The sequence below is a fragment of the Streptomyces sp. NPDC056580 genome, assembly GCF_042793175.1.
GTDB lineage: Bacteria > Actinomycetota > Actinomycetes > Streptomycetales > Streptomycetaceae > Streptomyces.
Window position 1 is genome coordinate 392,054 of the sequence record NZ_JBHTVE010000005.1, and the last position, 26,186, is coordinate 418,239.

General features: G+C 69.2%; 23 protein-coding genes. 11 read left to right on the forward strand and 12 right to left on the reverse strand.

Features of this window, described 5'->3' with window-relative positions; translation table 11 throughout:
* Positions 1–43: 43 nt before the first annotated feature.
* From gnd to dnaA, 3 genes are all read right to left on the reverse strand, one after another.
* Positions 44–919, reverse strand: a complete 876-nt coding sequence (gene gnd, locus ACFQ9Z_RS13180; protein WP_383015475.1) for a phosphogluconate dehydrogenase (NAD(+)-dependent, decarboxylating) — start codon at positions 917–919, stop codon at positions 44–46.
* A gap of 209 nt (positions 920–1,128) precedes the next feature.
* Positions 1,129–2,259 carry a DNA polymerase III subunit beta gene (gene dnaN, locus ACFQ9Z_RS13185; RefSeq protein ID WP_383015478.1) on the reverse strand — a complete coding sequence of 377 codons (1,131 nt, stop codon included), beginning with the start codon at positions 2,257–2,259 and terminating at the stop codon, positions 1,129–1,131.
* 1,051 nt (positions 2,260–3,310) lie between these two features.
* On the reverse strand, positions 3,311–5,233 hold the full coding sequence (gene dnaA, locus ACFQ9Z_RS13190; RefSeq protein ID WP_383015482.1) for a chromosomal replication initiator protein DnaA: 1,923 nt from the start codon (positions 5,231–5,233) through the stop codon (positions 3,311–3,313).
* Between the two features lie 396 nt (positions 5,234–5,629).
* Here dnaA and rpmH point away from each other — a divergent pair, with 396 nt between their 5' ends.
* The 6 genes from rpmH to rsmG all read left to right on the forward strand — a co-directional run bounded on the left by rpmH (position 5,630) and on the right by rsmG (position 9,163).
* Positions 5,630–5,767, forward strand: a complete 138-nt coding sequence (rpmH, locus tag ACFQ9Z_RS13195; RefSeq protein WP_003956500.1) for a 50S ribosomal protein L34 — start codon at positions 5,630–5,632, stop codon at positions 5,765–5,767.
* Between the two features lie 21 nt (positions 5,768–5,788).
* A complete protein-coding gene (rnpA, locus tag ACFQ9Z_RS13200; protein ID WP_281295470.1) occupies positions 5,789–6,160 on the forward strand; it encodes a ribonuclease P protein component in 372 nt (123 codons plus the stop codon).
* Entirely contained in the window at positions 6,157–6,522 is a 366-nt protein-coding gene (gene yidD / locus ACFQ9Z_RS13205; protein ID WP_383015487.1) for a membrane protein insertion efficiency factor YidD, read from the forward strand. Before rnpA ends, yidD begins: the two co-directional genes overlap by 4 nt.
* Before the next feature lie 3 nt (positions 6,523–6,525).
* Positions 6,526–7,803: a membrane protein insertase YidC gene (yidC, locus tag ACFQ9Z_RS13210; protein WP_383015490.1), complete on the forward strand. Its 1,278-nt coding sequence runs from the start codon at positions 6,526–6,528 to the stop codon at positions 7,801–7,803.
* A 15-nt stretch (positions 7,804–7,818) separates the two neighbouring features.
* The gene (locus tag ACFQ9Z_RS13215) at positions 7,819–8,331 is read left to right on the forward strand and encodes a R3H domain-containing nucleic acid-binding protein (protein WP_143630216.1); all 513 of its coding nucleotides are present in this window, start codon (positions 7,819–7,821) and stop codon (positions 8,329–8,331) included.
* A 115-nt stretch (positions 8,332–8,446) separates the two neighbouring features.
* Entirely contained in the window at positions 8,447–9,163 is a 717-nt protein-coding gene (gene rsmG, locus ACFQ9Z_RS13220; RefSeq protein WP_360665902.1) for a 16S rRNA (guanine(527)-N(7))-methyltransferase RsmG, read from the forward strand.
* Between the two features lie 77 nt (positions 9,164–9,240).
* Here the strand turns inward: rsmG and ACFQ9Z_RS13225 are convergent, their stop codons facing one another.
* Positions 9,241–9,588, reverse strand: coding sequence for a hypothetical protein (locus ACFQ9Z_RS13225; RefSeq protein WP_383015495.1), 348 nt, complete (start codon positions 9,586–9,588; stop codon positions 9,241–9,243).
* A 456-nt stretch (positions 9,589–10,044) separates the two neighbouring features.
* On the opposite strand from ACFQ9Z_RS13225, the gene ACFQ9Z_RS13230 reads away from it, so the two are divergent.
* The 4 genes from ACFQ9Z_RS13230 (at position 10,045) to ACFQ9Z_RS13245 (ending at position 13,256) form a co-directional block, all read left to right on the forward strand.
* Positions 10,045–11,118, forward strand: coding sequence for a ParA family protein (locus tag ACFQ9Z_RS13230; protein ID WP_383015832.1), 1,074 nt, complete (start codon positions 10,045–10,047; stop codon positions 11,116–11,118).
* Positions 11,115–12,212, forward strand: a complete 1,098-nt coding sequence (locus ACFQ9Z_RS13235) for a ParB/RepB/Spo0J family partition protein (RefSeq protein ID WP_383015498.1) — start codon at positions 11,115–11,117, stop codon at positions 12,210–12,212. The genes ACFQ9Z_RS13230 and ACFQ9Z_RS13235 overlap by 4 nt, the downstream gene beginning before the upstream one ends.
* Positions 12,213–12,522: 310 nt before the next feature.
* Positions 12,523–13,140 (forward strand): GNAT family N-acetyltransferase, encoded by a 618-nt coding sequence (locus ACFQ9Z_RS13240; protein ID WP_383015501.1) that lies wholly within the window; start codon positions 12,523–12,525, stop codon positions 13,138–13,140.
* Entirely contained in the window at positions 13,062–13,256 is a 195-nt protein-coding gene (locus tag ACFQ9Z_RS13245; RefSeq protein WP_383015836.1) for a hypothetical protein, read from the forward strand. The genes ACFQ9Z_RS13240 and ACFQ9Z_RS13245 overlap by 79 nt, the downstream gene beginning before the upstream one ends.
* Here the strand turns inward: ACFQ9Z_RS13245 and trxA are convergent.
* The 7 genes from trxA to ACFQ9Z_RS13280 all read right to left on the reverse strand — a co-directional run bounded on the left by trxA (position 13,243) and on the right by ACFQ9Z_RS13280 (position 23,032).
* On the reverse strand, positions 13,243–13,575 hold the full coding sequence (gene trxA, locus ACFQ9Z_RS13250) for a thioredoxin (protein WP_143630226.1): 333 nt from the start codon (positions 13,573–13,575) through the stop codon (positions 13,243–13,245). The genes ACFQ9Z_RS13245 and trxA overlap by 14 nt on opposite strands.
* Before the next feature lie 48 nt (positions 13,576–13,623).
* Entirely contained in the window at positions 13,624–14,595 is a 972-nt protein-coding gene (trxB, locus tag ACFQ9Z_RS13255; protein ID WP_383015505.1) for a thioredoxin-disulfide reductase, read from the reverse strand.
* Positions 14,596–14,765: 170 nt separating this feature from the next.
* Positions 14,766–15,161 (reverse strand): hypothetical protein, encoded by a 396-nt coding sequence (locus ACFQ9Z_RS13260; protein ID WP_383015508.1) that lies wholly within the window; start codon positions 15,159–15,161, stop codon positions 14,766–14,768.
* A gap of 533 nt (positions 15,162–15,694) precedes the next feature.
* Positions 15,695–16,420, reverse strand: coding sequence for an RNA polymerase sigma factor SigM (sigM, locus tag ACFQ9Z_RS13265; protein WP_383015511.1), 726 nt, complete (start codon positions 16,418–16,420; stop codon positions 15,695–15,697).
* 22 nt (positions 16,421–16,442) lie between these two features.
* Positions 16,443–18,143, reverse strand: a complete 1,701-nt coding sequence (locus tag ACFQ9Z_RS13270; RefSeq protein ID WP_383015514.1) for a serine/threonine protein kinase — start codon at positions 18,141–18,143, stop codon at positions 16,443–16,445.
* Between the two features lie 118 nt (positions 18,144–18,261).
* Positions 18,262–20,616, reverse strand: coding sequence for a murein biosynthesis integral membrane protein MurJ (gene murJ, locus ACFQ9Z_RS13275; RefSeq protein WP_383015517.1), 2,355 nt, complete (start codon positions 20,614–20,616; stop codon positions 18,262–18,264).
* A 46-nt stretch (positions 20,617–20,662) separates the two neighbouring features.
* Positions 20,663–23,032 carry a DUF6049 family protein gene (locus tag ACFQ9Z_RS13280; RefSeq protein WP_383015520.1) on the reverse strand — a complete coding sequence of 790 codons (2,370 nt, stop codon included), beginning with the start codon at positions 23,030–23,032 and terminating at the stop codon, positions 20,663–20,665.
* Between the two features lie 253 nt (positions 23,033–23,285).
* On the opposite strand from ACFQ9Z_RS13280, the gene ACFQ9Z_RS13285 reads away from it, so the two are divergent.
* The gene (locus ACFQ9Z_RS13285; RefSeq protein WP_383015523.1) at positions 23,286–24,752 is read left to right on the forward strand and encodes a CCA tRNA nucleotidyltransferase; all 1,467 of its coding nucleotides are present in this window, start codon (positions 23,286–23,288) and stop codon (positions 24,750–24,752) included.
* 49 nt (positions 24,753–24,801) lie between these two features.
* Here ACFQ9Z_RS13285 and ACFQ9Z_RS13290 read toward each other — a convergent pair whose 3' ends face one another.
* Positions 24,802–26,118 (reverse strand): MFS transporter, encoded by a 1,317-nt coding sequence (locus ACFQ9Z_RS13290; protein ID WP_383015526.1) that lies wholly within the window; start codon positions 26,116–26,118, stop codon positions 24,802–24,804.
* Between the last annotated feature and the right edge of the window lie 68 nt (positions 26,119–26,186).

Here is a 26,186-nt window from a genome sequence, read left to right on the forward strand (position 1 = left end):
CCGACCTCCCCCAGGGTTGTGGATCGCGAGGCGACCCTGTGGATTACTTCTTCTCTACGGCGTGGCCGCCGAACTGGTTGCGCAGCGCGGCGATCATCTTCATCTGCGGCGAGTCCTCCTGCCGGGAGGCGAACCGGGCGAACAGCGACGCGGTGATCGCGGGCAGCGGCACCGCGTTGTCGATGGCGGCCTCCACAGTCCAGCGTCCCTCACCGGAGTCCTGCGCGTAACCGCGCAGGGCCTCGAGGTGCTCGTCCTCGTCCAGCGCGTTCACCGCGAGGTCCAGCAGCCAGGAACGGATCACCGTGCCCTCCTGCCAGGAGCGGAAGACCTCGCGCACGTCCGTGACGGAGTCGACCTTCTCCAGCAGCTCCCAGCCCTCGGCGTAGGCCTGCATCATCGCGTACTCGATGCCGTTGTGGACCATCTTCGCGAAGTGGCCCGCGCCGACCTTGCCGGCGTGCACCGAACCGAAGTCGCCCTCCGGCTTGAGCGCGTCGAAGACCGGCTGCACCTTGGCGACGTTCTCGGCGTCGCCGCCGTACATCAGCGCGTACCCGTTCTCCAGGCCCCAGACGCCGCCGGAGACGCCGCAGTCGACGAAGCCTATGCCCTTGGCCGCCAGCTCCTCGGCGTGCTTCTCGTCGTCCGTCCAGCGGGAGTTGCCGCCGTCCACCACCACGTCACCGGGCTCCAGCACCTCGGCGAGCTGGTCGATCGTGGTCTGGGTGGGCTCGCCGGCCGGGACCATCACCCAGACCACGCGGGGAGCGGAGAGCTTGCCCACAAGCTCCTCCAGGCTGTGGACATCCGCGAGGTCCGCGTTGCGGTCGTATCCGATGACGGTGTGGCCGGCGCGGCGGATCCGCTCGCGCATGTTGCCGCCCATCTTGCCGAGGCCGACGAGACCGAGCTCCATCAGTTGTGTTCCTTAGGTCGGTGTGTGCCGTGACAGGCACCTGAGTGCCGAGCCGAGCCTAAACCCGGACGCGCGCGCACAGCTGTGGGCATACGCGCTCATACGCACAGCCTGACCTGCGGAATCCCAGCCTGCCGCGGGGCTCGTCACCCGGTCACGTGCCGGGCGCCGCCGAAGCGCCCGGCACCGTGCACAGACTGTGGACGGCCTCAGCCGCTGAGTCGCACCGGCATGATCAGGTACTTGTAGGCCTCGTCCGCCTCGGCGTCCAGCGCGGGCTTGCCGCTGAGCAGCGCCGGCTTGGTGGACGTCGTGAACGAGAGCTGCGCCACCGGGGAGTCGATCGCGCTCAGGCCGTCCAGCAGGAACGTGGGGTTGAAGGCGATCGAGATGTCGTCGCCCTCGAGCTGGGCGTCCACCCTTTCCACAGCCTGTGCGTCGTCGCTGGAGCCGGCCTCCAGGATCAGCACGCCCTGCTCGAAGCTCAGCCGCACCGGGGTGTTGCGCTCGGCGACCAGGGCCACGCGCTTGACGGCCTCCACGAAGGGGGCGGTCTCGATCACCGCGACGGAGTTGAACTCGGTCGGGAACAGCGTGCGGTACTTCGGCAGGTCGCCCTCGAGGAGACGGGTCGTCGTACGCCGCCCGGCGCCCTCGAAACCGATCAGGCCCTCACCGGCGCCCGAGCCGGACAGCGCGAGGATGACGCTGTCACCGCTGGTCAGCGCCTTGGCGGTGTCCTGGAGCGTCTTGGCGGGCACCAGGGCGACCGCGGAGACGTCCGGGTTCTCCGGCTTCCACAGGAACTCGCGGACCGCGAAGCGGTAGCGGTCGGTGGAGGCCAGGGTGACGGTGTCGCCCTCGATCTCGATGCGCACGCCGGTGAGGACGGGCAGCGTGTCGTCACGGCCGGCGGCGATGGCCACCTGGGAGACGGCGGCCGCGAAGACCTCGCCGGGCACGGTGCCGGTCGCGTTGGGCATCTGCGGCAGCGCCGGGTACTCCTCCACAGGCAGGGTGTGGAGGGTGAACCGCGAGGAACCGCAGACCACGGTCGCCCGTACACCGTCTGTGGAGATCTCCACCGGCCGGTTGGGCAGGGCGCGGGAGATGTCGGCGAGCAGCCGGCCGGAGACGAGGACGGTGCCGTCCTCCTCGACCTCGGCCTCGACGCTGACCTTCGCGGAGACCTCGTAGTCGAAGCTCGACAGGCTCAGCTGGCCGTCCTCGGCCTTCAGCAGCAGGCCGGCGAGGACAGGCGCCGGCGGACGGGCCGGGAGGCTGCGTGCCGCCCAGGCCACTGCCTCCGCGAGTACGTCGCGTTCCACCCGGATCTTCACCGTAAGCCGCCTCCTGCTGTTGCTACTGAGTCCTCCGACTCGGTGTCACCGCCCACTGCGACGGGAAGGACACCGGGGACCAGTCTGACGCACCGCACTGACAGTAGGTGCCTGTCGGGGTCAAGTCGCTCCGAGGGGCAGCCGGGCTCGAGACGGCGAGTTGTGCACAGGCCCCGCTTCGAAACGGATTCCCAGCTCTCTCTAGTCGGGAGTAGTAGTAGGGCCTGTGGATACCGTGGATAACCACGTTTGCCCAGCTCAGAGCCGGAATTTTGTCCACTGCCCCTGTGGGCGGCGGCGGTGGACAACTCAGGGGTTCTGTGGAGAACGGAAAGTTCTGCACACCCCGCCCACAGACCGAGCCGACTTCTCCCCAGCGGTGTCCCCAGGTTTACCCACGTTTCCCACACCCCAATCCGGCAGCCTCGTGTGACGGCTTTCACTCGACGCGGTGATCGGGGGCGTCGCGTTGCCGAACAGTGGACAGCGGTGTGGAGAAGGCGGTGATCGCTGGGGACAACCGGCGCGGAGCTGTGGGCTGCCCGTGGACAACTTCGTGCACAGCCTGTGGATCGCGCCTTCGTCCACAGTCTGTGGAGATCCTTCGTCCACGATCCCACAGGCCGCTGAACTGCGTAGACGTCGCTCGCCCAGGGTCCCTGTGGACACGGCTCGGGACAACTCCACAGTCCCCAGGATGTGGAAGGAGGAAAGTCGCCGAATCTGTGGAGGGAGGCCGTAACCAGGCAGGTATTCGAACACCCGGTGACCGGTGAGGGAACGCCGTGAGCGGCGACGGCCGGCCGGCAGGCGGCCCCGGCGTGCCGCTCGGAGCCTTTGGGAGCCCCCTGCGGGGCGTCAGCGGCGTCCCGGCGCCGCTGGGAGGACCCAGGGGGCACCCCGGCACCGCGGCGGCCGATGCGGAGACCGGCAACGGCGACGGAGACGGCCCGGGGGCACACGACGCGCTTCCCCGCCCGTACGGGAACGCGGAGGGCGCCCCCGGGGATCTTCCTCCCGAGGGCGCCCTCAGCGCGCCTGTACGGCCGGCTCAGCCGTTCTTGATGCGGTTCGTCAGCTCGGTCACCTGGTTGTAGATCGAGCGGCGCTCGGCCATCAGCGCGCGGATCTTGCGGTCGGCGTGCATGACCGTCGTGTGGTCGCGGCCGCCGAACTGCGCGCCGATCTTCGGCAGCGACAGGTCGGTCAGCTCACGGCACAGGTACATGGCGATCTGCCGGGCGGTGACCAGTGCGCGGCCGCGCGAGGTGCCGCACAGGTCCTCCACCGTCAGCCCGAAGTAGTCGGCGGTGGCGGCCATGATGGCCGGCGCTGTGATCTCCGGGGCGGAGTCCTCCCCGCCGGGGATCAGGTCCTTCAGGACGATCTCGGTGAGGCCCAGGTCCACCGGCTGCCGGTTGAGCGAGGCGAACGCGGTCACCCGGATCAGCGCGCCCTCCAGCTCACGGATGTTGCGCGAGATCCGGGAGGCGATGAACTCCAGTACCTCCGGTGGGGCGTTGAGCTGTTCCTGCACCGCCTTCTTGCGCAGGATCGCGATGCGCGTCTCCAGCTCGGGCGGCTGGACGTCGGTGATCAGACCCCACTCGAAGCGGTTGCGCAGCCGGTCCTCCAGCGTGACCAGCTGCTTGGGCGGCCGGTCGGAGGACAGCACGATCTGCTTGTTGGCGTTGTGCAGCGTGTTGAAGGTGTGGAAGAACTCCTCCTGCGTCGACTCCTTGTCCGCCAGGAACTGGATGTCGTCGACGAGCAGGATGTCCATCTCGCGGTAGCGCTTGCGGAAGCTGTCGCCCTTGCCGTCGCGGATGGAGTTGATGAACTCGTTGGTGAACTCCTCGGAGCTGACGTACCGCACCCGCGTGCCCGGGTAGAGGCTGCGCGCGTAGTGCCCGATGGCGTGCAGCAGGTGCGTCTTGCCGAGCCCCGACTCCCCGTAGATGAACAGGGGGTTGTACGCCTTCGCGGGCGCCTCGGCGACGGCCACGGCGGCCGCGTGCGCGAACCGGTTCGAGGCGCCGATGACGAACGTGTCGAAGAGGTACTTCGGGTTCAGCCGCGCGGTCGGCTCGCCGGGACCGCTCGCCGGCGCGGGCTGCGCGGCCAGGGGACCGGGGGCGCCGCCCGCCCCGGCCGGGCCGCGGTGCGCGTGGCCGGAGCCCGGCTGGTCGGGCAGCTCACGGCGGACCGGGTCGCGCTGGTCGTAGTCAGGGCGGCCGGTGTCGTAGTCGGGGCGGTCGTAGTCCCGCCGGTCCTTGCGCTCGTAGTCCTGCCGGGAGTCGTACTCCGGCCGGTCGTAGTCGGAGCGGTCGTACTCGGAACGGGGGCCGTCGTACTCACCGCGCTGCGGCTCGTACGGCGGGCGCTCCCGGCCCGGCGCCCGGTAGTCCTGCGGCGGAGAGGCGTAGGGGTCGCGCTCGGGGAAGCCGAGCCGCGGCTGCTGCCAGCCGCCGTACTCGTCCTGCGCGGGGCGCGGCCAGGCGCCGGGTTCGGGCCGCTGGTACTCGGAGGGGTAAGCGGGGCGCGCCGTGGGGAGCTGGTCGCCACGGGACGGCGGCTCGCCACCCGGCAGCGGGTCGGACGCACGGTGGCGGCCGTAGCCCTCGTACGGGCCGGAGGGCAGCTCGGGCTCCTCGTAGCGCGGCTGCGGCTGGGGCGCCTTGGGGGCCGGCGGCTCACCCGCCGAGTCGTCGACGGTGATCGCGATGCGGATGGGGCGACCGCACTCGCGGCTCAGGGTCTCGCTCACGATCGGCGCGAGACGGCCTTCCAGCACGCCCTTCGCGAATTCGTTCGGCACGGCGAGCAGGGCGGTGTCCGCGACCAGCGCCAGCGGCTGGCAGCGCCGGATCCAGTGCTCGTCCTTCGCCTCGACACCGTGACCGCGGTCCTCGCCGAGGAGCTGCTCCAGTACTCGTGGCCACACTGCGGCAAGATCGGCAGGTACGTCAGCCACAGGGCACGCTCTCTCGCAGGTCCCACGAACGAGTGGTTCGGGGACGGGGTCGGGATGAAAATCGGGTGGACGGGTCGGGCAATCCCGCTCGGGCGGGGACAAGGGAACGAATCGGAGTCCAGCCACGGTAGTCAGCGCGGCGGCTACGGTTCAAGTCGTTGTCCCCAGCCTGTGGACAGTGTCCCCCACTGCCGCCGGTTTGACCGGATGGCGCAGCCGCGCGTACCGTAACCAGGTCGAGTTGTCGATGGCTGCTGCCGCCTGCCTCCGATGGGCACAGATCACTTCAGGTGATCGGGAAGCGGTGCACTCGGGCGTGACGCGAGCTACTCGTGGGCGCACGGTGACAGCCAGGACGGCACCCCGCCACCACCGATTCTTTTCTGGAGCCCCCGAGTGAGCAAGCGCACCTTCCAGCCGAACAACCGTCGTCGCGCGAAGACCCACGGCTTCCGGCTGCGTATGCGCACCCGTGCCGGCCGCGCGATTCTCGCGTCCCGCCGTAGCAAGGGTCGCGCCCGTCTGTCCGCCTGATCCCGATCAGGTCATGACGTCGTGCTGCCCACCGAGAACCGGCTGAGGCGGCGCGAGGACTTCGCGACCGCAGTACGACGAGGTCGCCGGGCAGGCCGCCCGACCCTCGTCGTCCACCTTCGTAGCGGTGCCACGGACCCGCACGCGCCTGGGGAGAGCGCTCCCCCGACGCGTGCGGGTTTCGTCGTGAGCAAAGCAGTGGGTGGAGCGGTCGTGCGCAACCAAGTCAAGCGCAGACTGCGCCACCTGATGCGTGACCGAGTCGCCCTTTTCCCCCCCGGTAGCCTGGTAGTCGTACGAGCGCTGCCCGGAGCGGGCGACGCAGACCACGCACAGCTGGCCCGAGACCTGGACGCCGCCGTGGAGCGGCTGCTGGGAGGGGGCGCGCGATGAAGTACCCACTGCTGGCCCTGATCAAGCTGTACCAGTGGACGATCAGTCCACTCCTTGGGCCGGTGTGCAAGTACTACCCGTCGTGCTCCCACTATGGCTTTACGGCCATCGACCGGCACGGCGCGGTCAAGGGAACAGCACTCACCGCCTGGCGCATCCTCCGGTGCAATCCGTGGTCGCTCGGCGGGGTGGACCATGTCCCGCCGCGCAAGCGCCCGCGGTGGCACGAACTGCTGCGCAACGCTTGGCGCGCACGCAAGGGCGGAACCTCCGCCGTCGGACCGGCCACCGAGGAGAAGACTCGATCCGAGCTTCCTTCGAGCCCGGCCGCAGAGACTTCGTCCCATGCCCAAGGAGCATGATTAGTGGACACGATTGCCAGTCTTTTCAGCTTCATCACGACACCCGTCTCATGGGTCATCGTCCAGTTCCACACGGTTTTCGGCGCCATCTTCGGCCCTAACACCGGATGGGCCTGGGGCCTGTCGATCGTGTCCCTGGTGATCCTGATCCGCATCTGCCTGATCCCGCTCTTCGTGAAGCAGATCAAGGCGACCCGGGCCATGCAGACGCTCCAGCCCGAGATGAAGAAGATCCAGGAGCGCTACAAGAACGACAAGCAGCGTCAGTCCGAAGAGATGATGAAGCTGTACAAGGAGTCGGGTACCAACCCGCTCTCCTCGTGCCTTCCCATCCTGGCGCAGTCGCCGTTCTTCTTCGCGCTGTACCACGTGCTCAACGGCATCGCCTCGGGCCAGACCATCGGCGTCATCAACCAGTCGCTACTGGAGAGCGCCCGTCAGGCGCACATCTTCGGGGCTCCGCTCGCCGCGAAGTTCAAGGACAGCGCCGACACGATCCACGCGCTGAACGCCTCGGTCACCGATGTCCGGATCGTGACCGTGGTCATGATCGTCATGATGTCGGCGTCGCAGTTCTACACGCAGCGTCAGCTGATGACGAAGAACGTCGACACCACGGTGAAGACGCCGTTCATGCAGCAGCAGAAGATGCTGATGTACGTCTTCCCCATCATGTTCGCCGTCTTCGGCATCAACTTCCCGGTCGGTGTCCTCATCTACTGGCTGACCACCAACGTGTGGACCATGGGCCAGCAGATGTACGTGATCCACAACAACCCGACCCCGGGTTCCAAGGCCCAGGCCGCCTACCTCGAGCGCCTTACCAAGCACGTGACGCAGCACGGCAAGGTCCGCCGGCGGAGCGAGAAGACCATCGTCAAGGCGATCGTCGCCAAGGGCCGCGACCGCAACGAGTTCGAGCGCAAGTTCATCAACGGCCTGACCAAGGCGGGCCTCACGGCCCAGACCGACGGCACCGTGGTGAAGAGCGAGAGCCAGGCACTGGCACAGGCCGAGGACGGTACGACCACCACCACTGCCACCGCCGCGCGGCGCCAGCAGCCCAAGCGCCAGACCAAGGCCCAGCGTCAGTCCGGCACGACCAAGCAGCCGGGCGAGGGCGAGGGCCCCTCGCTGGAGAAGTCCGACGACGAGCCTCAGGACGTCAAGCCCGCCGCTGCCAAGCAGCCCCAGAAGCCCGGCTCCGGCACCCGCAGCAAGGCCCAGTCCGGGCAGCGCAAGGGTGGCCCGCAGCGGCCCAAGTCCCCGTCCAAGAAGTAAGAAGGAGCCCATCCCGTGACGGAAGGCACCACCTCCGCCGCCGCCGAGGGTGCAGACACCCTCACCCGCCTCGAGCAGGAGGGCGAGATCGCGGCGGACTACCTGGAGGGCCTGCTCGACATCGCCGACCTCGATGGCGACATCGACATGGACGTCGAGGCGGACCGCGCCTCTGTGTCGATCATCAGCGACGCCGGCAGCCGCGACCTGCAGAAGCTGGTCGGCCGGGACGGCGAGGTGCTCGAGGCGCTCCAGGAGCTCACGCGCCTGGCCGTGCACCGGGAGACCGGTGACCGCAGCCGGCTGATGCTGGACATCGCGGGCTACCGCGCCAAGAAGCGTGCCGAGCTGTCCGAGCTGGGCGCCAAGGCCGCCGCCGAGGTCAGGAGCAGCGGTGAGCCCGTGAAGCTCAAGCCGATGACGCCGTTCGAGCGCAAGGTCGTGCACGACGCGGTCAAGTCCGCCGGTCTGCGCAGCGAGTCCGAGGGCGAGGAGCCCCAGCGGTTCGTCGTCGTGCTGCCCGCCTGATCGGCACCTCTCGTTCCCCGGCCCCGTCTGCCTGCAGGCGGGGCCGAACTTTGTCAGCCTGGTAGTTCTGGTGGCCGGTGCGCGAAGCCCGGCGCTGTACGGAAGGACGGTCCCCGTGACGGAGGCAGCGGAGCTTCCCCCCGCGCCCGAACAGGCGCGGGAAGTGTTCGGTGAGCGCTTCGCCGACGCGGTTCGCTATGCGGAGCTGCTCGCCGAGGCGGGAGTGCAGCGCGGCCTGATCGGCCCGCGCGAGGTGCCCCGCCTGTGGGAACGGCACCTGCTGAACTGCGCGGTTCTCTCGGAGGCGGTCCCCGAGGGGGTGACGGTGTGCGATGTCGGCTCCGGAGCCGGCCTGCCGGGCATCCCGCTGGCTCTGGTCCGGGACGACCTCAACATCACCCTGCTGGAGCCGCTGCTGCGGCGCACCAACTTCCTCACCGAGGTGGTCGAACTGCTGGGCTTGGACCACGTCACCGTGGTGCGGGGCCGGGCCGAGGAAGTCATGGGCAAGTTGCCGCCCGTGCATGTGGTGACCGCCCGCGCCGTGGCCCCGCTGGACCGACTGGCCACTTGGGGCATTCCCCTGCTGCGTCCGTACGGCGAGATGCTGGCGCTCAAGGGGGACACCGCCGAGGAGGAGCTGAAGTCGGCCGCCACGGCCCTCAGCAAGCTCGGCGCGGTGTCGACGTCCATCCTCCACGTCGGTGAGGGCGTGGTGGATCCCGCGTCCACCGTGGTCCGGGTGGAGGTCGGCGAGAGCCCGGGCGGCGTACGGTTCGCCGCCAAGCGCGCCAAGGCCGCGCGAACGGGACGGGCACGACGACGCCGCTGACCGCGTCGTCCGTGCGAAACGCCACAGGAGGCGGCCACCCGGTATCGGGTGGCCGCCTCCTGCGGTGTGCTCTCTCGTTACGGCGTCTCCGTGAAGCAGACGTCCGGACGCAGGGAGATGGAGCGGCAGACCTTCTTGATCGTCACGGTGCCCCCGTGGCCGCTGTACGTCGTCGTCCCCTTGCCCTTCTTGTTCCACAACGTGAAGATCTCGCTGCCGTGGCCCGCGCGGGTGTACTGCACGTACACCTCGTTGCCGTCATCGGCGAGGTCCTTGACCGCAGCCACACCGTGGTCGCTGTCGGTGCGGTAACCGTGACCCCAGATCACCTTGATGTCCTGGTCGGCGAAGGCCGGGGTGGCAGTGGCCAGAACGCTGAGGCCCAGCGTCACGGCCACGAGACGGCCTATCGTCTTGGTCTTCATGGAGTGTTACTTCCTTCGCTGGTCGAATCCGTTGGCATAAATGGCACGGCGAACCGACAAAGGGATGTGATGTGCACCGCTGGTCATGCGGTGAAAGCCCCCGTCCCCCGTACGTCGTCGACTCTAGCAGTTGTCGATCTTGGGCGGTGGGGCGAGGGTGCGGGCAGCGTAGGCGGTCGGTGACTACTGGTGGGTCACGTTGTGCTGTGAGTGAGGGATGAATGTCTCCGCGGTGAGACTCCAGCGGAGTGTCGCTCTCGTAGGAGACGGATTGTTGTCATCGTGTTTCACGTGAAACGTCGCTCACTGCTGCACGGCATCATCAGTCGGGGACGCGCTGCGGCCGAACCTCGAGACCGCAAGCCCCTTGGTTCGCTCGGGAAGGCGGCGGAGTTGTCCACAGAGGTGGATTTCTCCACAGAACAACAGGCCTCACTGGTTCGCGACCCCGAAGGCATGGGAGGCTCTGTTCATTGCGAGCCTGAAGTCGAGGAGAGTGAATCCTTGCGGTCCGACGCCAACATCGCGGGACCGATGACCGATCCGGTCCCCGGCCCCCGTACCGAGTCGATGGGGACGGATGTTTCACGTGAAACACCGCCCCCGATGGACGACACTCCCATCGGTCGTGCTGCTCAGCTGGCGGTGGAGGCTCTGGGGCGGGCCGGTGAAGGCCTGCCACGCCCCGAGCAGACCCGAGTCATCGTGGTCGCCAACCAGAAGGGCGGCGTCGGCAAGACGACGACGACCGTCAACCTCGCCGCTTCGCTGGCTCTGCACGGCGGCCGCGTCCTGGTGATCGACCTCGACCCACAGGGAAACGCTTCCACCGCGCTGGGGATCGATCACCACGCCGAGGTCCCGTCGATCTACGACGTACTGGTGGAGAGCAGGCCTCTCGCCGATGTCGTCCAGCCGGTGCCGGACGTCGAAGGTCTCTTCTGCGCCCCGGCCACCATCGATCTCGCCGGTGCGGAGATCGAGCTGGTCTCCCTGGTGGCCCGGGAGAGCCGGCTGCAGCGGGCTATTCAGGCGTATGAGCAGCCGCTGGACTACATCCTCATCGACTGCCCGCCGTCACTGGGTCTGCTGACGGTCAATGCTCTCGTCGCCGGCCAGGAAGTGCTCATCCCCATCCAGTGCGAGTACTACGCGCTGGAGGGGCTGGGCCAGCTGCTGCGGAACGTCGACCTGGTGCGGGGCCACCTCAATCCCACCCTGCACGTGTCGACCATCCTGCTCACCATGTACGACGGCCGGACGCGTCTCGCCTCGCAGGTCGCGGAGGAGGTGCGTACCCACTTCAGTGACGAGGTGCTGCGCACGAGCATTCCGCGTTCGGTCCGTATCTCCGAGGCGCCGAGTTATGGCCAGACGGTGTTGACCTACGATCCTGGATCGAGCGGCGCCCTCTCCTACCTTGAGGCCGCCCGAGAAATCGCGCTGAAGGGGATTGGCATCAGCTACGACGCCAGCCAGGCCCACATCGGTGCCCAGAATGATCCGAACATGGTGGAGGGGATGCAGTGAGCGAGCGACGGAGGGGGCTGGGCCGCGGGCTCGGCGCATTGATCCCCGCTGCCCCGACCGAGAAGGAGTCGGCTGCGGCCGCACTGGGGGGTACTGCTTCCACGTCCCCGGCTGCGGTGCCGCTGATGTCGGACCGTGGGGTGGCCGCGGCGAAGGTGACCACACTGCCGCCTGTTTCCCACGAGACTGAGGAGTCCTCGGGACGTCCTGCCGCAGAGGCGCCCGCGCCTCCTGTGGGGGCCCACTTCGCCGAGATTCCGCTGGACTCCATCACGCCGAACCCGCGCCAGCCGCGTGAGGTCTTCGACGAGGACGCGCTGCACGAGCTGATCACCTCCATCAGGGAGGTCGGTCTCCTCCAGCCCGTCGTCGTGCGGCAGCTCGGGCCCGGCCGCTATGAGCTGATCATGGGCGAGCGACGCTGGCGGGCCTGCCGTGAGGCGGGCCTCGAAGCGATCCCGGCGATCGTCCGGGCCACCGACGACGAGAAGCTCCTTCTCGACGCACTCCTGGAGAACCTGCATCGCGCGCAGCTCAACCCGCTGGAAGAGGCGGCCGCCTACGACCAGCTCCTGAAGGACTTCAACTGCACCCATGACCAGCTGGCCGACCGGATCGGGCGCTCGCGCCCGCAGGTCTCCAACACCCTGCGCTTGCTGCGTCTCTCACCGGCCGTGCAGAAGCGGGTCGCCGCTGGTGTCCTTTCGGCCGGTCATGCACGGGCGCTGCTGTCCGTCGAGGACTCCGAGGAGCAGGACCGGCTCGCGCACCGCATCGTGGCCGAAGGGCTGTCCGTCCGGGCCGTCGAGGAGATCGTGACCCTGATGGGCTCACGGCCTCAGAAGGCCACGCGGTCCAAGGGCCCCCGGGCCGGCGCTCGGGTCTCGCCGGCGTTCAACGAACTGGCGACGCGGCTGTCGGACCGTTTCGAGACGCGGGTGAAGGTCGAGCTGGGCCAGAAGAAGGGCAAGATCACCGTGGAGTTCGCCTCCCCGGAGGATCTTGAGCGCATCCTGAACACGCTCGCCCCCGGTGAGCGCCTGGCTCTCCAGCAGAGCCTGCAGGGTGGAGCGGCCGACGAAGCCGACGACTGATCGGCACCAGCGCCTACTGAGCTGAAGAGCGGACGGCGTCCGGTTCTACCGGAAGGCGGTCCGCTCTTTGCTTTGAGGCGGTATCGAGGTCATCGCATCGTGGCTACGATGCGATGGGTATGGCGCATCCACCTTGCGGATCTCTGAGTGGGAAGACAGGGGCCATGCGATCGATGAGCCGCACCGGACTGATGAGCGCGGGTCTGGGTATCGGAGTGGTCGGCGGATTCGTCGGCAGCCTGCTCAGGGAACGAAGCGTCCTGACGGCAGCTCGCGATGCGGCGAGCGAAGGAAGCGAGGATCAGGCTTCATGGGGCGTCGGCTCGTACCGCTCACGCTGGACAACCTCGAGGACCTTCCCCGGCGCTGCCGTTCGTGCGTCTTCTGGGAGCTGGATCCCGTCAGCGGCGAAGCCGCGCTGAAGGCCGACACGTCCGCGCTGGAGAAGGAATCCTGGATCTCCGCCGTGCTGCTGGACTGGGGGTCCTGCGGCCGGGTGGTGTACGTCGACGACCTTCCCGTCGGCTTCGTGCTCTACGCGCCGCCTGCTTACGTACCGCGTTCCACGGCCTTTCCCACGAGTCCGCTCTCACCGGACGCTGTGCAGCTCATGACGGCGTTCATCCTGCCCGGCTACCAGGGTCAGGGGCTGGGGCGGGTGATGGTCCAGACGGTCGCCAAGGATCTGCTGCGCCGAGGCTTCAAGGCGATCGAGGCGTTCGGCGACGCCCGTTGGAAGGAGCCCGCCTGCCTGCTGCCCGCTGACCACCTCCTGGCCGTGGGCTTCAAGACGGTCCGGCAGCATCCCACGCATCCGCGTCTGCGGCTGGAGCTTCGTTCGACGCTCTCCTGGAAGGAAGACGTGGAACTGGCGCTGGACCGGTTGCTGGGGGCGGTACAGAAGGAACCCGCACTGCGGCCGCTGTAACAGGAAGCCAGTGCACCGTCATGCGAATGGGCCAACCCGTTGGGGTTGGCCCATTCGTGTTTCACGTGAAACATGCGCCGCCGGTTCGACGCCATCCACCGGCTACTCGGCGATGAACTCCTCGAGGTCCCGCACGATGGCGGCCTTCGGCTTGGCGCCGACGATCGTCTTCGCGACCTCGCCGCTCTGGTAGACGTTCAGCGTCGGGATGGACATGACGCCGTACTTGGCAGCCGTACCCGGGTTCTCGTCGATGTTGAGCTTGACGATCTCGATCTTGTCACCGTACTCGGCGGCGATCGCCTCCAGCGACGGGGCGATCTGGCGGCACGGACCGCACCAGGCTGCCCAGAAGTCCACCAGGACGGGCTTGTCGTTCTTGAGGACGTCCTGCTCGAAGGAAGCGTCGGTCACGTTCTTCAGAGTGCCGGCCACGGCGGGCTCCTTAACTTGTTCGTGCGGTGAGGCGGGAGAAGGCGAGGATCAGACGACAGGGGTCTTCTCGGGCTCTGCCTTGTCCTCGTCCGCGAGGGCGGCGAGGAAGCGCTCGGCGTCGAGAGCGGCGGAGCAGCCGGTGCCGGCCGCGGTGATCGCCTGTCGGTAGGTGTGGTCGACCACGTCACCGGCGCCGAAGACTCCGGTCACATTGGTGCGGGTGGACGGAGAGGCGACCTTCAGGTACCCCTCCTCGTCCAGGTCCAGCTGGCCCTTGAAGAGCTCGGTGCGCGGGTCGTGGCCGATCGCGATGAACAGACCGGTCACCGGGAGCTCCGACAGCTCGCCGGTCTTGATGTTGCGCAGCTTGAGCCCGGAGAGCTTCTGGTCGCCCTGGACCTCGGCGACCTCGCTGTCCCAGACGAACTTGATCTTCGGGTCGCCGAAGGCACGCTCCTGCATCGCCTTGGAAGCGCGCAGCGTGTCCCGGCGGTGGACGATCGTGACCGACTTGGCGAACCGGGAGAGGAAGGTGGCCTCCTCCATCGCGGTGTCGCCACCGCCGATCACGGCGATGTCCTGGTCCTTGAAGAAGAACCCGTCACAGGTGGCGCACCAGGAGACACCGCGACCGGAGAGGGCGTCCTCGTTCGGCAGTCCGAGCTTGCGGTGCTGGGAGCCGGTCGTGACGATCACGGCCTTGGCGCGGTGGACCGTACCGGCGGTGTCCGTGACGGTCTTGATCTCACCGGTCAGATCGACGGAGACGACGTCGTCCGGGATCAGTTCCGCACCGAAGCGCTCGGCCTGGGCACGCATGTTGTCCATCAGGTCGGGACCCATGATGCCGTCGCGGAAGCCCGGGAAGTTCTCCACGTCGGTGGTGTTCATCAGGGCGCCACCGGCGGTGACGGCACCCTCGAACACCAGGGGCTTCAGCGACGCGCGCGCGGTGTAGAGCGCCGCCGTGTAGCCTGCGGGCCCGGAGCCGATGATGATCACGTTACGGACGTCGCTCACGGCTTGATTCCTCGTCTCTGGTCTCTGTCAGTCGACCGGTGGAGCCCCTTTCGAAGCTCTCACCCCACCCAACGGATCCTAGGGGGTTCGCATTCCCGGTGTGTTCGGGCGCACGGGCATCACACAGGGTACGGATGACCGCGCAGGCGCCGGGGATTCCTCCGGCGAACTCAGGACCGGGGGAACGACTGTTTCATCAGTACTTCGCCGGCGGAGCCGGGCTGCTGATGGACGCACTCGGCGTCGACGACATAGGCGGTGACGCGGGTGTTGTCGTCGGCATCGGGCACCACGACCAGATAGGCGCTCTTACCGGCGTAGACACCGGTCTTGGAGCCCAGGACATCCTCGCGGCTGTTGAGCGCCTGGCGGACGCAGTCGGGAACCGGGGGCTGGGACTGAAGCAGCGTGTTGGCACTCTGAGTGGACCCGGGGCTGGTCTGCTCGGTCCCGACGCCGGACCGCGGCTCGTGGGAAGCGGGCTTCCGGGCCGTGTCCGCGGCCAGCAGACCCTTCACCTGGCTCCGGACGCTGTCGCCGGAGAAGCGGCCGGCAGACGGTGTCATCGTGCCCTGAGCCGTCGTTCCGGAGCCATCTCTGCCCAGTGACTGCAGAACGAGGGAACCGGCACCGAGGACCGCGGCGGTGAGCAAGGAGCCCAGGACGACGGTCCTTCGGCGTCGCCCACGCCGGAAGCCCTTGCGCCCCGGCCCTGTGGGCGCAGCTGACCGTCCAGCAGGGCGACCTGAAGGGAGTGATGTTTCACGTGAAACATGGCCACCGGCCTCCTCGCCCGGCCCGTCCACCTCGGTAACCAGAGCTGGTGCGCCCCCGGTTCCCGGTGCGGTGGACGCGGGCAGCGTCTCGGCGGCGAGAGCGGCGTCAATGCGGCCGACGACATCCGCCGGCATGCGCGGGGCCTCTTCGACAGTGCCCAGCAGCCCGCGGATCTCCTCCAGAGAGGCGTGCACGTCCGCACACAGTTCACACGATTCCAGGTGCTGGCGTACCTCCGTGCCTCGGTCCGACGCGAGCAGGCCTTCGGTGAGATCGGCGATCTCCGCGACGTCCGGGTGCCCTGCCGTGTCTGTCGTGGAACTCACGCTCGCCCACCTCCGCCCTTCACTACGGCTGGATCAGTTGGACCCGCACCGTCGGCGTCTGCGCCACGAAGGTCCGATGCAGATGGGACGGATGTCCCCTGCACCCGGTTCCGTCCGGCACCGGGTTCTTTTTCATCGCTGTCGGTTCCGGGCCGCAGATGGCCCAGCAACGGGAGAAGCCTGGCCCTGCCCCGGGCGCAGCGGCTCTTCACCGTTCCGGTCGGCACATCGAGCATCCGGGCGGCCTCGGCGACGGGGTAGCCCTGCATGTCCACAAGGACCAGGGCCGCACGCTGCTCGTAGGGAAGCGTGCCGAGCGCCTCCAGGAGCTGCCGGTGCAGATCGTTCCGCTCGGCGGGAGCCGAGGCCGACTCGTGCGGCTCCAGCAACTGCTCCAGGCGCTCGGTGTCGTCGACCGGGGCGGTCTTCCGGGTGGCCGCCTTCCGCGCCCGGTCCAGGCAGGCGTTCACGGTGATCCGGTGCAGCCAGGTCGTGACGGCCGACTGTCCACGGAAGGTGTGCGCGGCCCGGTAGGCGGACACCAGGGCGTCCTGGACGGCGTCAGCGGCTTCCTCGCGGTCACCCAGGGTCCGCAGCGCCACGGCCCAGAGCCGGTCCCGATGCCGTCGGACGATCTCGGTGAAGGCATCGGGGTCGCCTTCTACGTGTCGGGCGAGCAGGTCCTCGTCCCGTGCGTCGCCGTATCCGGCGCCATCTCCCATCGGCCCCTCCCGAGTGGAGACCTCAGCTGGTCACCTTGATGTCTGCCACTCGGCCCCGCCAGTGGCCCTGGTTGTCCGCGGGCAGCTTGGTCAACCACACGAGGAGGTACTGCGTCTTGAGGGACTTGCCGGGCTTGAGCGTCACCGTGGTGCCCGAGCCGTCGGCAACCTTGCTGTAGGCGTTGAAAGTCGACGGTTCGGATCCCGCGTTCGCGTCGGCGGCACGGAGTTCTACCGAGGTCTCGCCCACGAAGGTGACGGTCACCTTGCCGACCTGCTGGACCTTGCCGAGGTCGAGTCTGACGCCGACGCCCGACTTCAGATTGCCGAACTCGGGGCTCAGGTAGTAGTCCGTCTGCCAGTAGGAAGCCGTGTTGCCGTCGTAGACCTTGTCTATGTCGGCCGGCTTCTCGGACTGGTCGGTTCCGAACGGGTCGAAGTCACGGGCGCCCTTGATGCCGATGGGCCGACCGGCCGTGGGCTTCTTCGGGCTTTTGTCGCCGCTGTCCTGCGTCTGGGTGTTGTTGGTGTCGTTCGAGTTGTCGCCCTGGCCCATCAGGGCGTCCGCGAGCTGCCAGCTGCCCAGGCCCAGCGCGGCGATGAGCAGGGCGGAGACCGCCCACTTCAGGACCTTGCCGGTGCGGCTCTGCAGCGGGGGCGGCGGGGGCGTGAGCGGCTGGGTCACTCCGGGGTGCGGCGCGGGGCGACCGTAGGAGCCCTGCTGGTACGTGGTGCGCTGGTACTCCGGGGGCGCTGTGAAGGCCGGCTCCGGCGGGCGGATGCGGGGCATCTCACCGATCGCCTTGACCAGTTCCTCCGGCGTGATGCACGCGGCCTCGTGGCGGGAGGCGGTGGCGCCGTCATTGACCAGGGCCCGCATGGCCAGCTCGGACAGGCCGCGGTGCACACCGGCCCTCACCTGGTCCGGTGCGATCAGGCCGATGTCCTTGGGCAGCCCCGACAGGCCGTAGGCGTCGTTCTCGTACGGCCAGCGCTGGGTGAGCGCCGCGTACAGCAGGGCGCCGATGGCCTCGGTGTCCGTGCGCTGCGGGGTGTCGGAGCTGATGCCGCGCAGCGCCGCGTTCACGGCGAGACCGCGGATACGCCACTGGCCGGTGGAGGTGCGCAGGACGGCGTTCGGGTTCAGCCGGAGGTGGGCGAGGCCTTCACGGTGGGCGGCGGCCATGGCGGACGCCACCTGACTGACCATCTGGTAGGCGTCGTGCGGCTCCAGCGGGCCGGCCGCGAGCAGAGCGGTCAGTTCGGTGGCGTCGGGCAGCCATTCGTGCACGACGTAGACGAGGTCGTTCTCCTCGACGGCGTCGAGGACCTGGACGAAGCGCGGGTCGCCGAGCAGCGCGGAGGAACGGGCGGCGGCCAGCACCGATCGTGCCCGCACATGGTCCGCGGGCAGGATGTGGACGCCGACGGCACGACGCAGTTTCTCGTCCACCGCACGCCAACTGCTGAATCCGTCCAGACGGGTGACGCACTCCTCGAGACGGTAGCGTCTGGCGAGCTTGTGACCGCTGTGCAGTTCGGGTGGCGAAGCCTTCTTGCCGGGGACCTCCGTCCCGCCACTCCCCTGCGCCTCGTCGCTGTCCGGGTCCCGCTCCGGGTTATGGGCCACCCCGTCGGCCGTGGACTGGTCCGCCTTCGCGGTCAGCGGCTCATCACCGCTGTTGTCTGCCACGTCGACGGCAGCCGTGCTCCGTTCCGCCACCGTCGTCCCTGCCTCCCCATCCGTTGCACGCTGTCCGACGCCGAAACCAATTGTGCCCACAGTCCGGCGCTATGCACGACACACAGCCGCGGACGATGGTTGTGCGCCTACCCCCGCCTCAGCGCCCCAGGCGCCCGCGCACCATACCCACGAGCGAGTTGAGCTCCTCGATCCGCATCCTGCGGGCGGAGACGAAGAAGACGCCGAGCAGGACCACGCCACCGGCGACCAGCGCGGCGAACGAACCGACCACGCCCTGGCCGAGGGTGTGCCCGATGCCGTAGCAGGCCGCACCGCTGAGCAGGGCCGCCGGTACCGAGGCGATGCCGAGCCGAGCGTAGGTCCGCAGCACCCGGGAGCCGTCCAGGTCGCCGCCGAGCCGCTTGCGCAGCCGCCGCCAGGCGACGCCCACGCCGATGGCGTAGGCGAGGCCGTAGGCGGCTGCCATGCCCGCCACGGCCCAGCGGGCCGGCAGCAGGAAGTAGCAGAGTCCGGAGGCGGCCGCGTTGACCGCCGCCACGATGACGGTGTTGTAGAAGGGGGTGCGGGTGTCCTCGTACGCGTAGAAGGCGCGCAGGACGACGTACTGCACCGAGTACGGGATCAGGCCGAGGCCGAAGGCCATCAGCATGTAGCCCATGTTGGTGGCCGAGCCGATGCCGGCGGAACCGAAGATCAGCGTGCACATCGGGATGCCGAGGGCGAGAAACCCGAAGGCGATCGGCACGATGGCGACCGCGGTGGTGCGCAGCCCCTGGGAGATGTCGTCGCGGACGGCCCCGCCGTCACCCTCGGAGGCCGAGCGTGAGATGCGCGGCAGCAGCGCCGCCATCAGGGACACCGTGATGATGGCCTGCGGCAGGCCCCAGATCAGCTGGGCGTTGGCGTAGGCGGCGAAGCCGGTGCCCTTGACGCCGGAGTCGTCGCCCGCCGCGGTGGACAGCTGGGTCACGACCATGGCGCCCAACTGGTTGGCGAGCACGAACAGCACCGTCCACTTGGCGAGCATCGCGGCCTTGCCGAGACCGTGACCCTTCCAGTCGAAGCGCAGCCGGATCCGGAAGCCGGTCTCCCGCAGGTAGGGGATCATCGCCAGCGACTGCACCACCAGTCCGAGCAGCACACCGGCGCCGAGGAGCCGCTGGCCCTGGGGCGGGATGGACTCGACGGCCAGGTGGGAGTTGGCGGCGGTGCCGTAGACCCAGATGAACATGCCGAGCGAGATGATGATGACGATGTTGTTCAGGACCGGGGTCCACATCATCGCGCCGAACTTGCCGCGGGCGTTGAGGATCTGACCCATCACCACGTGGATGCCCATGAAGAAGATGGAGGGCAGGAAGTAACGGGTGAAGGTGACCGCGACCTCGTTGGCCGCCGGGTCGTCGGCGATGGTGGGCGACAGCAGCCGCACCAGCAGCGGCGCAGCGAACATCGCCAGGCCGGTCAGCGCGGCCAGGGCCACCATCACGAGGGTCAGCAGCCGGTTGGCGAAGGCCTCGCCGCCGTCCTCGTCCTCCTTCATGGAGCGCACCAGCTGGGGCACGAAGACGGAGTTGAGGCCACCGCCGACGGTGAGGATGTAGATCATCGTGGGCAGCTGGTAGGCCACCTGGAACGAGTCGGCCAGCAGGCCGAGACCCAGGGCGGCGGCGATCAGCGCGGAGCGGATGAACCCGGTGAGCCGGGAGACCATCGTCCCCGCCGCCATGACCGCGCTGGACTTCAGCAGCCCCGCGGCCTTGCCTCCCTTCTTCGGGGCGGGCGCGGGCGCGGTGGCCGTGGCGGCGGCCGCACCGGCGGGCTCCGGAGCCACTGCCGGGGACGGCACCGAAGACGGCACGGAGCCGCCGGGAACGGACGGCCCGGCCTGGTACGAGGCGTCCGCGTACCCGTTCGGCTGCTGCGGGCCCTGGGCGTAAGGCGTAGCCGGGTACGGGTTCGCGGGACTCTGACCGGGGCCCGGCCCCGAGGCCGGGCCGGGGACGGCCGGGGGATCCATCGGCGCGGGCCCACCGCCCTGCTGCTGGTCCCTGAAGAGGTGCGCGAAGGCGTCCGGCTCGTGGTGCTCCTCACCGGAGTGCGTGACCAGGTCGTCCACCCCCACGAACTGGGTCTTCCGGGGATCGTCGCCGTAGGGCAGGTAGGGAGCGGCGCGGTCCGGCTCCGGCGCCGGCGTCTGCGCCCAGACCCGCGGGTCCGGAGCGTGGGGCGACTGAGGCGGCGGGGCGTACAGCGGCTGTTGCTGCTCGTACGTGCCCGGGGGCGGCGGCGGGTGTGCGGCACGGTCGTACAGCGCCTCGGCGACCGGGTCCTGGGCGGCGAGGTCCTGCGCCCGGTACGGGTCCTGGTCGTAGGCGTCCTGGAGGTACATGTCGTGCTGCGGCGGCACCTGGCCGGGCTCCGGCGGCGACTCGGGGTAGCCCGAGCCGGCCGCGCCCTGGCCGCGGTCACCGTCGTACGGCGCGTTCATGGTTACCCCACCTCATCGTCCCGGGCCACACCGGCCACGACATCGCTCAACGGTCCACTCTCTCACCCGTCCCGGACGGGTCGGCGTTTTCCGATGCGGTGTCCGGCGCAGGGTCACTCGGCTGCTCCGGGCCCTCGGCACCGGGCGGGGCGTCGGACTGGTCGGTGAGACGGTCCGAGGGGGCGCCGGGGTTCCCCGGTTCGCCGTCGTTCTCCCCGCCGTCCGGGCCGGGGCCGTCGTCGTCCGCCTGGCGGGCCGCCGCGCGCTTGCGCTGGGTGTACATCCGGAACCCGGCCAGGACCAGCAGCAGGACGCCGCCGCCGATGACCAGCATGACGGTGGGGGTGACCTCGGTGACCTTCACGTCGAAGCTGACCGGGTCGCCGTACTCCTGGCCGTCCTGGGTGTACAGCTGGGCGATGACCGTGACCCGGCCGTTGGCGTTGGCCGCGGTGGGAAACTTCACGGACTGGCTGTGGCCGCCGGAGACCTCGACGTGCTGCTCCTCGTAGGCCTTGCCGCCGATCTTCAGCCGGGTCGGCATCGTCGAGGTGAGCCGCAGGACGAGGTGGCTCACGGGCTGCACGAGGTTGTTCTGGACGGTCACCGGGATGGTGGCGCTGCGCCCGGAGAGCTTGGTCTCGGACTTGTCGATCAGTTTGACCTGGTCGGTCAGGTCGTCCAGCCAGGCCTCGACGTCGCCCCGGAAGCTGTCCGCTTCGCCGCCGCGGCCACGCCAGGACGTGGACATCTCACGGTTTATGGCCCGCCCGAACGGGGTGATCACCCGGGACTGGTCGCTGAGGACCACCTTGAAGTTGTCGAGCTTGTCCTGCGTGCGCGCGATCTGCTCGAACGCCGTCCTCGGCAGTTCCCGCTTGCGCAGCGAGGAGGGGTAGGAGGACGTCGACGGAATGCGCGTGGTGGCGGCCGGGTCCGGCTTGGCCTTGGCGGCCGCGGTGAGGTTCTGCGCCTGGGACCAGGTCCCGCCCTGGAGGGCCTGCACCGCCTTGGCCATCGCCTGGGCCTGGCTCGCCGAGGGCATGCGCTGAGGGGCGACGACGATGCTCCGCTGCTCGTCGGTCTGCGCGTTCACCTCCAGGCTCTGAGCCAGGAACTGCTGGACGGCGAGCGTCGCCGAGCCCGCCTTGGTCAGGTCGTCCTCGAACGCGGTGGACAGCCGTGCGTCGGAGACCACCGCCGTCGTACCGCCGCCGACCGGGCGGGCCGCGGACGGGGTGTACGCCAGTCCGGCGGTCTCCTGGAGGCTGTCGCTGCGGGCGAGTACGCGGTCGGCGCCGGCGGAGGTGGCGACCTTCATGATCGACGGGTCGACGGCACCGTCCACGGGCCAGGCGAAGTCGGTCGTCGGTGTGACGTGAAGCACGGTCTTCACGGTGGTGGCGGCGACGTCGGTGGCGTCCTTGAGGTGGCTGAGCGAGCCGGTGACACTGGTACCGCTGTGCGCCAGGGAGGCCAGGTCAGGGTCGGCGAAGGGCAGCGCGACGACCTCCTTGCCCACGACGGCCTTCTGCAGTTCGGCCAGCCACTGCTTGGCGACCGCCTGGTGCGAGCCGGCCCTGGTGGTGCCGTCGTCGTTCTGCAGCCGGTAGCCGCCCGCCATGGCGTCCACCGAGGCCAGCAGGTCCGGGTCGATCACCCAGGTGACGTCGAGGTCCTTGCCCAGAGCCAGCATCTGCGCCAGCCGGCCGCCGGGCGAGATCTCCTTGGCCAGGTCGTCGTCCTTGAAGACCGGCGTCTGCAGCTCACCGGCGCCCGTCCTCGCCGTCATGTGGGACGTGGAGAGCAGCGGCCACAGGACCGTCGTCCTGGTCTTGGTGTCCGCGTCGGACGGCTGCCACGGCAGGAACGTCCGCTGGACGCCGAGCACCTGGTCCCATGGCCGGGCGGAGGTCTGGCCGGACAAGGCCACGCCGACCTCGTAGACGCCGTCCTGGCCGAGGTCGAGCTGGTCCACCGGGACGGAGATGCTGAAGTGCTGTGCGACTCCGGGCGCGAGCTGGGAGAACTTCTCCTCGTACTTGTCGCCGACCTCGGAGCCGGTGCGCGCGCGGAGATCGTCGGGGTGCCGGGCGACGGCGTCGATCGCCGAGCGGGTGTTGAGCAGGGGGCCCACCCGCAGGCCCACGTGGGCGCCGGTGACGTTCTGCTTGCCGGTGTTCGTCACCGTGCCGGACACGGTCACCGTGTCCCCGTCCGTGGGGGCGCTGGGGCTGAGCGAGTCGAGGGAGACGGACACCGGGCTGGACGACGCGGCCTGTGCGGGCGCCGCGGCGGGCAACTGGAGGAGTCCCGCCAGCAGGGGCGCACCGGCGAACAGCGCTCCGGTGCGCCGCAGCCAGCGGCGGGCAGGTGAGGAGGCACTGGTCCCCTGGAAGTCAGCCGCCTCGGCCACGCGCTCGCCCGTCCCTCGTCGTCAGTGGTCGTCGGAATGTGCGTCCACGCATGGTAACGAGGCGCGCAGAGTGGAAGTGCCGCGGTCTGCTCCGCAAGACCAGGGAGCGGCGGCGGCACGCCCTCTATATCCAGTATCGAGCGGAGAGCGGTTGTACGTCGTAAGCACAGCGCTTGTGCGGGTATGACCGGAGGCGTCCACACCGCTCGATGGAGGCGACCCGGGCGGCCGGGGACACGTACCCTCTTCTGTTGTGCCGAACGCCAACGAAGACACTCCCACTGCCCTGAGCCAGGCGCAGCACCGCGCGGTCAGCGAGCTGCTGCGAGTGGCCCCCGTCGCCGACGACCTCGCCCGCCGTTTCCAGGCGGCCGGGTTCTCGCTCGCCCTGGTGGGCGGCTCGGTCCGGGACGCGCTGCTCGGCCGGCTCGGCAATGACCTGGACTTCACCACCGACGCGCGTCCTGAGGACGTACTGAAGATCGTGCGACCGTGGGCGGACGCCGTCTGGGAGGTGGGGATCGCCTTCGGGACGGTCGGCGCGCAGAAGAACGCCCGGGTCGCGGACACCGACTGGCAGTTCCAGATCGAGATCACCACGTACCGGTCGGAGGCGTACGACCGCACCTCGCGCAAGCCCGAGGTGTCCTACGGCGACTCGATCGAGCAGGACCTCGTCCGTCGCGACTTCACGGTCAACGCGATGGCCGTGGCGCTGCCGGAGAAGGAGTTCATCGACCCGCACGGCGGCCTTCAGGATCTCGCGGCCCGAGTGCTGCGCACTCCCAGCACGCCCGAGGAGTCCTTCTCGGACGATCCACTGCGGATGATGCGGGCTGCCCGGTTCGCCGCCCAGCTCGACTTCGATGTCGCTCCCGAGGTCGTCACCGCGATGACGGAGATGTCCGGGCGGATCGAGATCGTCTCGGCCGAGCGGGTCCGGGACGAGCTGAACAAGCTGATCCTCTCCGCGCAGCCGCGCAAGGGCCTGGCGCTGCTGGTCGACACCGGGCTGGCCGGCCATGTCCTGCCCGAACTGCCGGCTCTGCGGCTGGAGAGTGACGAGCACCACCGGCACAAGGACGTCTACGAGCACACGCTGATCGTGCTGGAGCAGGCGATGGCGCTGGAGCAGGAGGGCCCGGACCTGACGCTCCGCCTGGCCGCGCTGCTGCACGACATCGGCAAGCCGCGCACCCGGCGTTTCGAGAAGGACGGCCGCGTCTCGTTCCATCACCATGAGGTGGTCGGCGCGAAGATGACCAAGAAGCGGATGACCGCCCTGAAGTACTCGAACGAGCTGGTGAAGGATGTCTCACGGCTCGTCGAGCTCCACCTGCGGTTCCACGGCTACGGCACCGGCGAGTGGACGGACTCCGCCGTGCGGCGCTATGTCCGTGACGCGGGCCCGCTGCTGGAGCGTCTGCACAAGCTGACTCGGTCCGACTGCACGACGCGGAACAAGCGGAAGGCGGTCGCGCTGTCGCGAGCCTACGACGGCCTCGAGGAGCGCATCGGCCAGCTTCAGGAGCAGGAGGAGCTCGACGCCATCCGCCCGGATCTCGACGGCAACGAGATCATGGAGATCCTGGGAGTGGGCCCCGGTCCCGTGATCGGCAAGGCGTACAAGCACATGCTGGAGTTGCGCCTGGAGAACGGTCCGATGGTGCACGACGAGGCGGTCGCGGCTCTCAAGGAATGGTGGGCCGGGCAGGACTGAGATGCGCCGGGGCGGGGTCGTGTTTCACGTGAAACACGACCCCGCTGCCCTACCGAGGGGGCGATGTTTCACGTGAAACATCGCCCCCTCGGCTGTTCCGGGTGCGGCGGCGCTCGAAGCGGGCCATGCCCAGGGCCACGGCGCCATAGACCAGTGCGACGAGGACCACCAGCAGCGCGGAGCGCCCGTCCGGCGGGAGTATCAGTGCGGCGACTCCGGCGGCGCCGACGAAGGCGATGTTGAAGAGGACGTCGTACAGCGAGAAGATCCGGCCCCTGAAGGCGTCCTCCACCGACGACTGCACGACGGTGTCCGTGGCGATCTTGGCTCCCTGGGTGATCACGCCCAGGACGAACGCGGCCGCCAGAAGCGGGCCGGTGGCGAACGGGAGGCCGAGTGCGGGCTCCAGTACGGTGGCCGTGCCGGCGCACACCGCGATCCAGCGGCCCGGCCCGATCCGTCCCACCGTCCACGGTGTCACCACGGCGGCGGCGAAGAAGCCCGCGCCGGACACGGCCAGACCGAGTCCGAGCAGCCTCAGTCCGTCCTCTGGCGTGGTGGAGAGTGCGTAGCGGCACAGCATGAGCAGCAGGACGAGGAGCGCTCCGTAGCAGAAGCGCATCAGGGTCATGGAGGTCAGCGCCCAGGCCGCCTCACGGCGTCGAGGTGCGGCCAGGTGCCGGACGGCCGCGAACAGCTCGCGTGCGGTGTCCAGAAGCGCGGTGCGCAGGTGGGGCTGTACGGGTTCCCGGTCGGGACCGAGGAGAGCGGGAGCCATGCTCAGGGCGGTGAGCGCCGCGCACAGGTAGAGGAAGGACCCCAGCAGTACCACCGCGGCGTCGGAGTCCGACGCCACCAGCCGGACGGCGAAGGCGAGGCCGCCCCCGGCTGTCGCCGCGAGCGTTCCGGCAGTGGGTGACAAGGAGTTGGCGAGCACCAGGCGCTCGGTGTCGACCACGTGTGGCAGGGCCGCGGACAATCCGGCGAGGACGAAGCGGTTGACGGCGGTGACGCACAGCGCGGAGGCGTAGAACAGCCAGTTCGGCACATGGCCGACCATCAGGACGGCGGTCGCCCCCGCCAGCAGGGCGCGCAGCAGATTGCCGTACACGAAGACCTGGCGGCGCCGCCAGCGGTCCAGCAGGACGCCGGCGAAGGGCCCGACCAGCGAGTAGGGCAGCAGCAGGACCGCCATCGCCGAGGCGATCGCCGCCGCCGAGGCCTGTTTCTCCGGGGAGAAGACGACGTACGCGGCCAGAGCGACCTGGTAGACGCCATCGGCCCCCTGGGACAGCAGGCGCACGGACAACAGGCGGCGGAAGTCCCGCAGGCGCAGCAGGACGCGCAGGTCACGGACGACGGACATGGCCCCACCCTCACATATGCGAAGGGTCCCCAGGTCGGGAGACCCGGGGACCCTTCGCAGCCCTGGCA

Excerpts from the sequence above, each read along its gene's own strand:
- gnd (WP_383015475.1), bottom strand. The coding sequence starts at position 919 with ATGGAGCTCGGTCTCGTCGGCCTCGGCAAGATGGGCGGCAACATGCGC.
- yidD (WP_383015487.1), top strand. The coding sequence starts at position 6,157 with ATGAAGTACCCACTGCTGGCCCTGATCAAGCTGTACCAGTGGACGATC.
- ACFQ9Z_RS13225 (WP_383015495.1), bottom strand. The coding sequence starts at position 9,588 with ATGAAGACCAAGACGATAGGCCGTCTCGTGGCCGTGACGCTGGGCCTC.
- ACFQ9Z_RS13230 (WP_383015832.1), top strand. The coding sequence starts at position 10,045 with ATGGGAGGCTCTGTTCATTGCGAGCCTGAAGTCGAGGAGAGTGAATCC.
- ACFQ9Z_RS13240 (WP_383015501.1), top strand. The coding sequence starts at position 12,523 with ATGGGGCGTCGGCTCGTACCGCTCACGCTGGACAACCTCGAGGACCTT.
- ACFQ9Z_RS13260 (WP_383015508.1), bottom strand. The coding sequence starts at position 15,161 with ATGACACCGTCTGCCGGCCGCTTCTCCGGCGACAGCGTCCGGAGCCAG.
- sigM (WP_383015511.1), bottom strand. The coding sequence starts at position 16,420 with ATGGGAGATGGCGCCGGATACGGCGACGCACGGGACGAGGACCTGCTC.
- murJ (WP_383015517.1), bottom strand. The coding sequence starts at position 20,616 with ATGAACGCGCCGTACGACGGTGACCGCGGCCAGGGCGCGGCCGGCTCG.
- ACFQ9Z_RS13290 (WP_383015526.1), bottom strand. The coding sequence starts at position 26,118 with ATGTCCGTCGTCCGTGACCTGCGCGTCCTGCTGCGCCTGCGGGACTTC.